We start from the raw sequence: 12,029 nt of genomic DNA, 5'->3' as shown, positions 1-12,029 counted from the left end.
CGTACGGTCCCTTTCTTTTGTTAAAGCGAGAAAGGATCTGATTAGACATGGCGATGGTATATAAGGAAAAGCAGCAACAAGATGACGGAGGAGGTAAAACTCCAGTGAAATTAGATGGTGAACAGTTAACGCCAGCCTTAGTGGCTACGGTTGCTTACGACGGAGTGCCTGTGGCACTGGAAGATGAAGCTATGAAACGCGTGGTGAAATGCCGCGCTATGGTGGAGGAGCTTGTCGCGACAGGCCAAGTGGTTTATGGCGTCACGACAGGCTTCGGGAAATTCAGCGATGTCCGCATTTCTCCGCAAGACGCCGTGCAACTGCAGCTCAATCTGATCCGCAGCCATGCATGCGCTGTGGGCAGACCGCTGCCGGAACCAACCGTGCGGGCGTTGATGCTGCTGCGTGCCAACGCGCTGGCCAAAGGGCACTCCGGCATCCGACTGGAAACGCTGCAGCTGCTGGTCGATTGCATCAATGGCGGCGTGCATCCCATTGTGCCGGAGCAGGGCTCGCTAGGTGCTAGTGGAGATTTGGCGCCGCTGTCTCATCTAGCGCTCGTGCTGATGGGCGAGGGCGAGGCCATCTACCAAGGGCAGCGCCTGCCGGGCGCATTAGCGCTTGCCCAAGCAGGCCTGAAGCCGATTACGCTTCAGGCGAAAGAAGGGCTTGCCTTAATCAACGGCACGCAGATTATGGCTTCGATCGGCACGCTTACGTTCGTCAAAGCGGAGCGTCTCGCACGGACCGCCGATGTCATCGCAGCGATGACTGTGGAGTGCTTGCGCGGCATCCCGGATGCTTTTGCCGATGAGGTGCAGCGCGTACGTCCTTACCCCGAGCAGATCGGGGTAGCAGGCAACCTGCGTACGCTGCTGCAAGGCAGCAAGCTGACGACGCGTCAGGGTGAGATCCGCGTGCAGGATGCGTATTCCTTGCGCTGCTTGCCGCAGGTTCATGGTGCGACGCGCCAAGTTCTTGGTTATGCGGGAGATAAGATCGCCATAGAGATTAATTCAGCGACAGATAATCCTTTGTTATTCGTGGATCAGGGGCTGGTTATCTCGGGAGGCAATTTCCATGGGCAGCCGATTGCTTTTGCGATGGATTTTCTGAAAATCGGCATGAGCGAACTTGCGAACATATCGGAGCGTCGCACAGAGCGGCTGGTGAATCCAGCGTTATCCGGCGGACTGCCTGCTTTTCTCAGTCATAACCCCGGTGTTGGTTCCGGGATGATGATTACCCAATATGTCAGTGCATCGCTCGTTTCGGAGAATAAAGTGCTTGCTCACCCTTCCAGCGTGGACTCCATCCCGTCTTCGGCGAATCAGGAGGACCATGTGTCCATGGGTACAACGGCAGCCCGTCATGCGGCTCAGGTGATTGACAATGTGTCGAAGGTGCTGGCGATTGAGCTCATCTGTGCTGCTGAAGCCGCTGAGTTCCTTGGTAGCGAAGGTCTTGCCCCAGCAACTCGTGTGCTGTATGACAAATTGCGAGCGGTCGTTCCGCCCGTTATAGAGGATCGCTCCACCTCCCGTGAGATTGAAGAAGTCGCTTCTGCGCTTCTGGAAGGCGAATGGCTGCAAGCAGTTGAGGCTGTTACCGGTTCGTTATTTTAAAATCAAAGGAGATGCTGATATGACGAATACTAACCACGTGAAAAGAGTAATCCGCGCCCCTCGGGGTACAGATTTAACCTGCAAAGGCTGGGTGCAGGAAGCGGCGATGCGCATGCTGATGAACAATCTGGACCCTGAGGTCGCAGAGCGTCCGGAGGATCTTGTGGTTTATGGCGGTATCGGCAAAGCAGCACGAAATTGGCCAGCGTTCGACGCTATTGTGCGTGAGCTTCAGCGTTTGGACAACGATGAAACCTTGCTCATCCAATCGGGCAAGCCAGTAGGTGTTTTCAAAACCCATGAACGAGCACCCCGCGTGCTGCTGTCTAATTCGGTGCTCGTGCCCAAATGGGCGAATTGGGAGCATTTCCGCGAGCTGGAAGCGAAGGGATTGATGATGTACGGGCAAATGACGGCGGGCAGCTGGATTTACATCGGCACGCAGGGCATTCTGCAAGGCACCTTCGAAACATTCGCTGAAGCGGCCAGACAGCATACTGGGGGGACTTTGCAAGGCACATTGACCCTGACAGCGGGTCTTGGCGGCATGGGCGGGGCACAGCCATTAGCCGTCACGATGAATGAGGGAGTCGTCATCGCCGTTGAGGTCGATCGTACCCGGATTGAGCGCCGCATTCAAACCCGCTATTGCGATGTGCTCGCAGAAACGTTGGAGGAAGCGCTTCTCCTTGCCGAGAAGGCGATGGAAGCTGGGAAGCCGCTCGCTATAGGACTTCTTGGCAACGCTTCAGAGGTGTATCCGGAGTTTGTGCGTCGCGGGATTAAGCCTGATTTTGTCACAGATCAGACTTCGGCTCATGATCCGCTAATCGGTTACATCCCGGCTGGCATGACACTGGAGGAAGCGGCGGAGCTCCGTCAGCGCGAACCTGAAACGTACGTGCAGCTTTCCAAAAATAGCATGGCTGTTCATGTGCAAGCGATGCTCGATCTGCAGAAGATGGGTTCCATTGTATTCGACTATGGCAACAACATTCGCCAGGTTGCGTTCGATCAAGGTGTCACGCAGGCATTTGATTTCCCAGGCTTCGTTCCGGCGTATATCCGCCCGCTGTTCTGTGAAGGCAAAGGGCCGTTCCGCTGGGTTGCGCTTTCTGGCGATCCAGAGGACATTCGCAAAACCGACGAGCTCGTGCTGAGGCTCTTTCCGGACAACACCCATCTGCATCGATGGATTAAAATGGCGGGCGAACGCGTCGCCTTCCAAGGGCTGCCGGCGAGGATTTGCTGGCTGGGCTATGGCGAGCGCGAGAAGTTCGGTCTCGCGCTTAACGAGATGGTCCGCAGCGGAGAGCTGAAGGCGCCAATTGTCATTGGCCGCGATCATCTGGACTGCGGTTCCGTTGCGTCACCGAATCGTGAGACAGAAGCGATGAAGGACGGCTCTGATGCTGTTGGCGACTGGGCGATATTGAATGCATTAATCAACACGTCAGCAGGTGCCTCATGGGTTTCTATTCACCATGGCGGCGGAGTAGGCATGGGTTATTCGCTTCACGCGGGCATGGTCGTGGTGGCGGATGGAACGGAAGCAGCGTCAGAGAGACTGCGCAGTGTGCTGACCTCGGACCCTGGCATGGGCGTAATCCGCCATGTGGATGCCGGGTATGACGAAGCGGTCGAAACGGCGGAGAAACACGGCATCCGCATCCCGATGCGCGAGCAGGTTTAGGAAGGAGGAGCGAGGATGGAACGAATTGATTTGCTCCTCACCGGCATTGGCAGTTTGGTGACCCCGCAGGGAAATAGGCCGCGTGGAGGGCAGTCCATGAAAGAGGTATGCGAGACCAAAGATGCGGTAATCGCCATTAAGCATGGGAGAATTGCTTGGTTCGGGCCGGTAAATGAGTTTCAGGAGCAGCTTGCAGGTAGTGAAATTGCGGTGACGATGGACGTTGGCGGACGGCTAGTCACGCCGGGGCTCGTTGATCCGCATACCCATCTGGTGCATGGGGGCTCCCGTGAGCATGAGCTGGTGTTAAAACGGTCTGGAGTTCCGTATTTGGACATTCTAGCTCAGGGTGGGGGCATCCTTCATACCGTAAAGTGCACACGCGCCTCCAGCGAGCAGGAGCTGTATGAGAAGGCGCGTCGCAGTCTTGATGAAATGCTTCTGAACGGTGTTACAACCGTTGAAGCGAAGAGCGGCTACGGTCTATCGTTAGAAGCGGAATTAAAGCAGCTGAGTGTTGCCAAGCGCTTGGACGCGGTCCATGTTGTTGATGTTGTATCGACATTCATGGGAGCGCATGCGGTGCCGGAGGAATTCAAGGGGCGCAGCGAGGCGTTCGTTGATTATCTAGTGAACGTTATGCTGCCCAAAGTGGCCGAGGAGGGCCTAGCGGAGTTTTGCGACGTGTTTTGTGAGAGAGGCGTTTTCTCTATTGAGGAGTCGCGTCGTATTTTGGTTGAAGCGCAGCGTCTAGGACTGCGTTCGAAGATCCATGCGGACGAAATCGTGCCGCTTGGTGGAGCTGAGTTGGCAGGAGAGATAGGCGCGATATCCGCCGAGCATTTGCTTACGGCAACGGATACAGGGTTGGCAGCGCTTGCCGCGAGCGGCGTCATTCCGGTGCTGCTGCCGGGCACATCGTTCAATCTCGGCCTAGCCACGCATGCGCGCGCCCGTGACATGATCGACAAGTACGACCTGCCAGTGGCTCTGTCCACGGATTATAACCCGGGCTCCTGCCCGACAGAGTCGATTCAGCTCATCATGATGCTGGCGTCGCTTAACTTGAAAATGTCGCCAGAGGAAATTCTGACCGCCTGCACGATCAACGCGGCGAATGCGCTGGGGCGCGGGCATGATATCGGATCGATTGAGGTGGGCAAACGTGCGGATTTAACGATTTTCGATGCACCTAATATCGCTTATCTGCCGTATCATTTTGGGATCAACCACACGTACGGCGTGATGAAGAACGGGGAAATGGTCGTGTGGAACCGCATGCTTATGACGGGAACTGAACAGGAGGGGGGAGTCGTATGAGCCACGAGATTCCTTTTTTGACATCACCCGATCAAGCCGCATTTCGTGATCATATGGAAACCAAAGTAGCTGGGTGGATTCGTCCATGGGACGGTCACGAGGAGCTTCTTGCAGGGATCGTTGGCGTCCCTTTATCCAAGTCGTCGATCTCGCATTCGGGCGCTTCGACGACCCCTGCCGCGGTTCGCGCGGCATTCAAGTCATTTACCACCTATTCGATGGAATATGGGGTCGATTTGCAGGATTTGGCCGTCCGTGACCTCGGCGACATCCAGATGCATGTGACCAACATCGCGGAATGCCATCGCCGTATTGAGGAGAGCCTTCGAGCTCTGTATAAGGAGCAGCCTAACCTCATCCCGATTATGATTGGCGGCGATCATTCGGCGAGCTGTCCGTCGGTTAAAGCTTTTGCTGGCCGATATCCTGGCCAGAAGGTGGGTATCATCCACTTTGATGCGCACCATGATGTACGTAACTTCGAGGATGGCGGGGTGACCAACGGTACGCCGTTTCGCGGCATCCTGGAGTCGGGTGTGGTTTACGGACCTAACATCGTGCAAATCGGAATCCGGGGGTTTATGAACTCAAAGCCGTATCACGACTATGTGATAAGCCAAGGCGTACATGTGTACACGTCACGGGATGTAAGACGAATGGGGATTGACGCCGTACTTGATGAGGCGATTCAGCTTGCTGGAAAGGATACGGATGTGCTGTACGTGAGTTTTGATGTTGATGTGATTGACCAAGCTTACGCACCCGGCTGTCCAGCGATCGGCACTGGCGGCATGAACCCATGGGATGCCTTGGAAGCCCTTCATCGGTTAGGAGCGCTTCCGAAGGTGCAGGGGCTGGATTTTGTCTGCATCGACCCGACTGTCGACGTGCGAAATGTGACTTCGCGCCTTGCGGTGCAGTTCATGCTCAGCTTCCTGGCGGGAGTGGCCAGGCGGCCGATTTAACTACTTTGTAAGGCTTTGTAAGGCACTTGCCCATAGGTTGGCAGGTGTCTTTTTTATGGCTAATTCGGTAACCTTTATGGAAACTAGTGGGAAACTCTATCCCAAACGCCTGATAAATTGTACAATGATAGGATGTCATTAAAAGTTGAAGTTGTTTTTCTTTTCGGAAAGGATGAAGAAAATGGACAAGCGCAAGAGCGCCAAAAATCAGAATGAGGCTTATGTAGGGGAGGAGTTTGGACCCGAGCTTACAATTCCGCTTTCACTCGCTGACTGTCTTGTTCGATTAACGAAAGGCGATCTTACGGAGATTCGGACTAACTTGGAGATTAAAGGTGTAAGCACATTAAAGAAACAGGATTTAGCTATAGCATTGGTGGAGCATATTCCAAACGCGCTGCCAAATTTATTTTTTAAATTCGATGATACGCGTTATCAAATTATGAAACAAATTGCAGGGCGCGGCGGCGTATCCCCTGGTACGATGATTGATGTAGAGCAGATTTCTTATTTTGTGGATCGAGGGCTGCTTTTCACTGGCATGCACAATGGGAAACCTGCCATAGCCATGCCGAAGGAAGTGCGTGAAAGCTTTCAAAAGCTGGATTACAAATACTTCCGCGAGAAGTTTCAAAGAAATGCGGAATGGATTAAGCTCACGAACGGCCTCTTGTATTATTATGGTCATCTCAGTAACGAAGAGCTGCATAACCTCGTTGAGAGCTATATGGGAACGAAAGTGTACTGGCATGAATACTCAGCTGTTATAGAGGATTCAATTGTGTTCTATATGCAAATTATGCCGGACTCCAGGGGATATCATAATATCCTTTTGAACAATCCGAAACAAGTGCAGCAGGAGCAGGAGTCCCGATTGAGCGTTTCCCTGTATCCATTCACCAAAGAGCAGCTTCTAGCTGCTGGGGAACCCGAATACGTGGATCGTACTCCGGCGCACAAAGCGTTTGTGGACTTTATTCGCAAAAACTATACGATTTCGTATGAACAGGCAGACTTTATCGTAGAAGATTGTGTAGATCATATCCGTAATGGAGCAACTCCGGGCTTTCTGCTTCAATCGATCCAACAGAGTCTTGAAATCAATGACCTTGAGCTGACCAAGAGCTTTATGAATCACATTTCAGCTCTGAATAATACGACAAGGCAATGGTTTCTCAAGGGTTATTCACCAACTGAGCTATCGCCTGCCAAACCGCTGGCTGTGCTCCAGAAACCTTCTGCCCAGGCGGATGTCATTGACATGAAGACGCGCGCGAAGGTAGGCAGGAACGATCCTTGCCCTTGCGGAAGCGGGAAGAAGTTTAAGAAGTGCTGTGCGGGTTAAGGTGTTGGATGCGTAACCTGACTCCAATAGCAGATGAACCGTTAAGACGATATGTCTTGGCGGTTTTTTTGGCTAGGGAGTCCTTAGTCTGCTGATTTAGGCAGGCCTGTTCCAAGGAGCGTTCCATTACGGCATCCCAGCTGAAATAGAGGGAAAACTACCGCTAATCTCAGCTGCACGGTGGCAGGGCATGAATTAGCGGTAAATCCTCCATTTAAATCGTCGGCAGCTACCCCGAAATGGGGTGGATTTAGCGAAATTAAAGGTAGAAATTCCAGTTATAAGGGTAAATTTGCATATATTATGGAAAATAGCTGGAGTAATCGGCGTTAACCAAGTTCCGTACCTTCGCACACATCCGTTTCGCACACAACCACTTCACGCACCCATGTTACTTTAACGCTGAGAAACATTCTTAGAGTAGCTAATTTACTCATCGCATTCCAAGGGAGCGAGTTATACACCGCCTTTTGGAATTAATCACCTCTTAGTGCTGTGGCAACAACCATTCCTCCAACAAGTCAAAAGACCCAATTGTTGATATTGCCTCCTCGGTTTTGTAAGATGGAAATCAGATAAAAGAGTACCCGAAAGGAGGCAGCCCATGGCGCGTTCAAAGTCGCTTTGGTTATTGGTGGGATGGTTTCTGGTTGCGGCGGCGGGCTTGCTCGTTCTGCAATGGACCGGTGTGTGGGCTCGCATGGACTTAAGCCGAGTGACGGAATGGCTGCGGAATTCAGGTCCGCTTGGCGGGCTTTTGTACATCATTGTTTACACGCTGCGTCCTTTGGTGCTGTTTCCGGCGACGCCGTTGACGCTGTATGGGGGTTATGTGTTTGGCGCTTTTTGGGGGACGGTTTACGATATCATTGGAGCGGGTGCCGGTGCGATGCTTTCTTTTTATATAACGCGAAAATGGGGCAGAAACGGCTTTCAACGGATATTGCGCAATAAGAAATTGCAATCTTTTGATCAGAAGGCTGAAGAAAAAGGGTTTATGGTTGTATTGTACATGCGCTTGATGCCTTTTTTTCCGTTTGATGGTGTCAGTTATGGGGCAGGGCTTTCCAAAATCCGTTTCCGGGACTACACTTGGGGAACGCTCATTGGTATAATTCCAGGAGCGGTGGTCTACAACGTGTTTGGCGCATCGCTGCAAGATATTGGATCTGGCAAGTTTTATGCAGCGGTTGGGATGTATGTCCTATTTGCATTAATTCCGTTGCTTTTGAAAAGAAGACAGATCGTACGTGCTCGAAACCGGGCCTAACGAACATGGGAATCTAGTTAATCATCAGAGGAGAAATCAGACATGCAGGGGAAAGCAGTACACAAAGATTTATTCTGGGGCTTAGGCGTGGCGTGTGTGCTCCTAATTGGGTTTATCATTTTATGGCAGAGCATTTCGTCCGGTTGGTTAGAAGCTTTTGATGAAGGGATCGGCAGCGCTGTTCAGTCACTTCGAAGTGACGGGCTAACACCTGCGGTGAAATTTATTACGACGCTCGGAAAAGCAAAAGCAGAAAGCATAATCTTTCTGGTGGTCGCTGCAATCTTGTTGTATAAGTTCAAGCAGAGAGGGGAGACGCTTGTGTTGTTCATAGGTGTTCTAGCTACCTGGGGGCTTAACAACGTGATCAAAGGTTTAATAGAACGAGAACGCCCTGCGGGACCATGGTTAATTGAAGAGACAGGGTTCAGCTTCCCCAGCGGGCATGCGATGGTGTCTATTCTGTTTTACGGATTAATAGGCTACTTGGTGTGGCTCAATGTGCGCAGAGGATGGAAGGCAGCGTGGCTGGTGCCGGTTCTGACCATTGCTTTCGTTCTTTGCATTGGATTAAGCCGGATTTATTTGGGCGTGCATTATCCTAGCGATGTGCTGGCTGGATTCGCAGCAGGCGGCATCAGTTTGACCGCATGCATTATAGCGATAAACCATATTACAGATCGCAGAGCCCGCGCGAAGCAAAGGATGCAGCGGCCAAGTAGGCCAGACTACAACATGCCTGTATAGGTGAATGTGGGGTCTATTTACAAAAAAGAAAGGCATAAAGTGCTGCCAAAGTCATACACTTTTAGTAAGTAAGAGGAGCACTAAAGACATAGTTCACATCGGGGACAACGCCTTCCAGGGGTTCGTCCTTTTTCTTTTGCTTCCAGGACGTTGTATAATTAATCCATCGGCAGATGACTCAGAAAGAAGGGATGACTATGCTGAAACTAAGTATTCTTGATCAATCACCGGTTTCTTCCGGTTTTACGCATAGCGACGCGCTGCAGCAAACCATTCAGCTGGCGCAGTTGGCTGATCGTCTAGGCTACACGAGATTCTGGGTATCGGAGCATCACAACTCGCAGGGTCTCGCCGGCTCGTCCCCGGAGGTGCTGCTGTCCACACTAGCGGCACGCACAAACCGCATAAGGCTCGGCTCAGGTGGTGTGCTGCTGCCGCATTACAGCTCCTATAAGGTCGCTGAGAACTTCCGGATGCTCGAAGCGCTCTATCCGGGGCGCATCGACCTCGGCATCGGGCGTGCGCCTGGCGGCACGCCGCACACAGCCAAGGCGCTCAGAGGCGTCAGCGCCGATCTGTTCGAAGGACTTGAGCGGTTCCCGGCGCAAGTCACAGATCTGCTCGGGTTCCTCACCGATTCGGTGGAACCCGGTCACGTGTTCGAGGGCATCCGTGCCACCCCGATGGTGGCTGGAGTGCCCCAGGTGTGGCTGCTCGGCTCCACCGGGCAGAGCGGGGTTTACGCCTCGCAAGCAGGCGCAGCATTCTGCTTCGCGCACTTCATCAACGGAGCGGGCGGACAACAAGCGGTCCGCAGCTACCGCAGCTCGTTCAAGCCGTCCGCGCTGAATGTCGTGCCGCAGGCGACGGTCTGCATCTATGTGCTCTGCGCCGAAACGCAGGCAGAAGCGGAAGAGCTTGCCGCTTCCATCGACTTGCGCATTCTGCAAATGGAAAAAGGCGAGTTCACCGGAGTGAAATCGCCTGAAGAAGCGGCTGAGTATGTCTACTCGGATTGGGATCAAACAAGGTTGAGGGATAATCGGTCCCGGATGATTATCGGCGATCCCGGGCAAGTCCGGGAACAGATGCTGAACTTGGCCAGCAGCTACCAAGTGGATGAAGTCATGGTCGTTGCAGGTGGTTACCTGCCTGAGACGAGGCAGCGGACGATTGAACTGCTGGCCGAAGCGTTCGATCTCGCTGCGCTCAAAGTCTGATTTCCTTCATGGGGTTAACGGCTTCTTTTATTTCTCTTATCGATTTCTTCCGTCACGATGAAAGCAAGGTCTTCGTTGCCAAAAAGGGACAGCACACCTAACACAGTGCTATCTGCAACTTCGCCGGCTTCCTCTTTGGAAACCGTTAGATCAAGGGCTTGCTGCAGCGAAGCATTATCCTCCTGATCTGGATAAGCAGCACGATAGAGTGCAGCCGGGTCCAAATCATGATTAATACACCACTGGGCAAAAACGAGAATCATCATATGCTCCTCGCGTTTATAATTTTCGATCATCTGTTCTTCTAATTGTTTATTATTCATATTAGGGTAAACATCTCCTTCAACTACCTATTCAGCTTTATTAGCGGATGGGTTCATTATAGCGAAAGATCAGGTGCAATCACAATGATTAAGAATGAGAAGATCAAAGCATCCGAAGTGCATGTCACGGGTATACAGGGTGAAGACCTAGGCGTGATGTCTACGAAGGAAGCGCTGCTCCTGGCGAAGCAGCTGAAAGTTGACTTAGTTTGTACTTCGCTCATGAGCAGTCCGCCCCCGTGCAAATTGATCGGAGCGGGCCAGGCTAAGCAGGAAGCGATGCAGGAGAAACAGCAGGCCCGTAAGCTGGAGCAAGCGCCAAAGATCAAAGAGCTGCGATTAACACCGCATATCGAGGATCACGATCTGGATACGAAGCGCCAGCAGGCAGCGCGGATTCTGCAAGGTGGAGATGCCGTGCAGCTGGTTGTGAAGATTTCGGACAAAGAAGGCACTCAGGCCAAAGCGTTGCTTGAAGGTTTGATCAAAGATTTAAGCGCGTATGGACGCAAACAAACAGGCATTCAGCTAAGCGGGAAGCAAGCATCCGTGCAGCTGAATCCTTTATAACAAAAGCATGAACGTACCTTCGCTCGATCCGGGAAGGACGTTCATGCTTTTTTTTACAATCACAGGAGAAGGCGGAGGAACTTAATTCAAGGTAATGGCTTGCGAGCCCATAAGCTCCCATACCTGTTTGAAATCACTCAAAACATAAGCTTCCTGTTGTCCAGTCATAGGGTCGTTCATATAGGCGTAATCGTCGTCCCAACCTGTTAATAGCAAGGCATGCTCGGGTTGATACCACTCTACGAGTCGATCCTGTTCATCTTGCCATTCCAGATCCAGATAGGGAGTATCCATGTGTTCAGTAGCCCAAATCATTGTAGGCTTGCCTGCTTCTATAGTGCGGAGCAAAGCATCAAAGGAAGCACCTGTGATATCCTTGAAACGCCCTGGCATAAGCTGATTCATTGTGGAATATATCGGCTTATGGTAAATGCCGTATCCTGCCTCATAAGGGTTGCCGACGAACACATCCTCTGGATTGCCGCCAACAAAGGCTCCATCTTCATTCTCAGCAGGCATCTCGCCTCTAGGGAGCGCGTCAGCTACTTCCTCTTTGGTGATAGGAAGCCCAGCCCAGTTCAGCAGCATGGTGGCCGCCACAGCTTCGCACCCATTGGGCAGCTCTGGCAGTTGGGATAAGGCAGGAGTATTAGGCACCTGATAATGGTGCTCCACTGGAGCAGGAGCAGGAACATCTGCAGATGGCAGCGGCACAGGTTCATTCAGCAGCGGCTCACTGAGCACGATAACAGGCGGATTTGGAGCGGTCGTTTGGAGAGCTTGTTCAAAAGCAGGCGCAATAGGCTTGGGCAATGCCAAGCACATCACAGACCATATAACGACCAGGCAGCATATGAATTTTGTAATGTGAAATCACTTCCGTTCCGATCTAGCACAATCTAACACAATCTTCTCATTACATCATGAAAAATCTGGAAATGCAACACGAAG

The 12,029-nt window shown here is 52.2% G+C and carries 11 protein-coding genes; 9 read left to right on the top strand and 2 right to left on the bottom strand.

The features are described 5' to 3' along the window. Window positions 1-53: 53 nt before the first annotated feature. The 8 genes from hutH to GQF01_RS17390 all read left to right on the top strand — a co-directional run bounded on the left by hutH (window position 54) and on the right by GQF01_RS17390 (window position 10,185). Window positions 54-1,625 (top strand): histidine ammonia-lyase, encoded by a 1,572-nt coding sequence (gene hutH / locus GQF01_RS17425; RefSeq protein ID WP_161407993.1) that lies wholly within the window; start codon window positions 54-56, stop codon window positions 1,623-1,625. Window positions 1,626-1,644: 19 nt separating this feature from the next. After that, window positions 1,645-3,318, top strand: coding sequence for a urocanate hydratase (gene hutU, locus GQF01_RS17420; protein ID WP_161407992.1), 1,674 nt, complete (start codon window positions 1,645-1,647; stop codon window positions 3,316-3,318). A 15-nt stretch (window positions 3,319-3,333) separates the two neighbouring features. Next, window positions 3,334-4,638, top strand: a complete 1,305-nt coding sequence (gene hutI, locus GQF01_RS17415; protein WP_161407991.1) for an imidazolonepropionase — start codon at window positions 3,334-3,336, stop codon at window positions 4,636-4,638. Next, window positions 4,635-5,603 carry a formimidoylglutamase gene (gene hutG, locus GQF01_RS17410; protein ID WP_161407990.1) on the top strand — a complete coding sequence of 323 codons (969 nt, stop codon included), beginning with the start codon at window positions 4,635-4,637 and terminating at the stop codon, window positions 5,601-5,603. The genes hutI and hutG overlap by 4 nt, the downstream gene beginning before the upstream one ends. A 181-nt stretch (window positions 5,604-5,784) precedes the next feature. Continuing rightward, window positions 5,785-6,948, top strand: coding sequence for a YecA family protein (locus GQF01_RS17405; RefSeq protein WP_161407989.1), 1,164 nt, complete (start codon window positions 5,785-5,787; stop codon window positions 6,946-6,948). Window positions 6,949-7,552: 604 nt separating this feature from the next. Then, a complete protein-coding gene (locus GQF01_RS17400) occupies window positions 7,553-8,218 on the top strand; it encodes a TVP38/TMEM64 family protein (protein WP_161407988.1) in 666 nt (221 codons plus the stop codon). Window positions 8,219-8,260: 42 nt separating this feature from the next. Further along, window positions 8,261-8,965 carry a phosphatase PAP2 family protein gene (locus tag GQF01_RS17395; RefSeq protein WP_161407987.1) on the top strand — a complete coding sequence of 235 codons (705 nt, stop codon included), beginning with the start codon at window positions 8,261-8,263 and terminating at the stop codon, window positions 8,963-8,965. 197 nt (window positions 8,966-9,162) lie between these two features. Further along, on the top strand, window positions 9,163-10,185 hold the full coding sequence (locus tag GQF01_RS17390; protein WP_161407986.1) for an LLM class flavin-dependent oxidoreductase: 1,023 nt from the start codon (window positions 9,163-9,165) through the stop codon (window positions 10,183-10,185). 14 nt (window positions 10,186-10,199) lie between these two features. Here the strand turns inward: GQF01_RS17390 and GQF01_RS17385 are convergent, their stop codons facing one another. Next, window positions 10,200-10,508: a hypothetical protein gene (locus GQF01_RS17385; RefSeq protein WP_161407985.1), complete on the bottom strand. Its 309-nt coding sequence runs from the start codon at window positions 10,506-10,508 to the stop codon at window positions 10,200-10,202. A gap of 84 nt (window positions 10,509-10,592) precedes the next feature. Between GQF01_RS17385 and infC the strand changes: the two genes are divergently transcribed. Then, the gene (gene infC, locus GQF01_RS17380) at window positions 10,593-11,078 is read left to right on the top strand and encodes a translation initiation factor IF-3 (RefSeq protein WP_161407984.1); all 486 of its coding nucleotides are present in this window, start codon (window positions 10,593-10,595) and stop codon (window positions 11,076-11,078) included. 81 nt (window positions 11,079-11,159) lie between these two features. On the opposite strand, the gene GQF01_RS17375 is transcribed toward infC, so the two are convergent. Beyond that, window positions 11,160-11,903 (bottom strand): C39 family peptidase, encoded by a 744-nt coding sequence (locus tag GQF01_RS17375; protein WP_161407983.1) that lies wholly within the window; start codon window positions 11,901-11,903, stop codon window positions 11,160-11,162. Between the last annotated feature and the right edge of the window lie 126 nt (window positions 11,904-12,029).

It is taken from the genome of Paenibacillus silvestris (assembly GCF_009882985.1).
Classification (GTDB): Bacteria; Bacillota; Bacilli; order Paenibacillales; family NBRC-103111; genus Paenibacillus_E; species Paenibacillus_E silvestris.
Note: the sequence above shows the minus strand (reverse complement) of the source record. Positions and strands in the feature narration are given on the sequence as shown.

Excerpts from the sequence above, each read along its gene's own strand:
- hutH (WP_161407993.1), top strand. The coding sequence starts at position 54 with ATGGTATATAAGGAAAAGCAGCAACAAGATGACGGAGGAGGTAAAACT.
- hutU (WP_161407992.1), top strand. The coding sequence starts at position 1,645 with ATGACGAATACTAACCACGTGAAAAGAGTAATCCGCGCCCCTCGGGGT.
- hutI (WP_161407991.1), top strand. The coding sequence starts at position 3,334 with ATGGAACGAATTGATTTGCTCCTCACCGGCATTGGCAGTTTGGTGACC.
- hutG (WP_161407990.1), top strand. The coding sequence starts at position 4,635 with ATGAGCCACGAGATTCCTTTTTTGACATCACCCGATCAAGCCGCATTT.
- GQF01_RS17405 (WP_161407989.1), top strand. The coding sequence starts at position 5,785 with ATGGACAAGCGCAAGAGCGCCAAAAATCAGAATGAGGCTTATGTAGGG.
- GQF01_RS17400 (WP_161407988.1), top strand. The coding sequence starts at position 7,553 with ATGGCGCGTTCAAAGTCGCTTTGGTTATTGGTGGGATGGTTTCTGGTT.
- GQF01_RS17395 (WP_161407987.1), top strand. The coding sequence starts at position 8,261 with ATGCAGGGGAAAGCAGTACACAAAGATTTATTCTGGGGCTTAGGCGTG.
- GQF01_RS17390 (WP_161407986.1), top strand. The coding sequence starts at position 9,163 with ATGCTGAAACTAAGTATTCTTGATCAATCACCGGTTTCTTCCGGTTTT.
- GQF01_RS17385 (WP_161407985.1), bottom strand. The coding sequence starts at position 10,508 with ATGAATAATAAACAATTAGAAGAACAGATGATCGAAAATTATAAACGC.
- infC (WP_161407984.1), top strand. The coding sequence starts at position 10,593 with ATGATTAAGAATGAGAAGATCAAAGCATCCGAAGTGCATGTCACGGGT.
- GQF01_RS17375 (WP_161407983.1), bottom strand. The coding sequence starts at position 11,903 with ATGTGCTTGGCATTGCCCAAGCCTATTGCGCCTGCTTTTGAACAAGCT.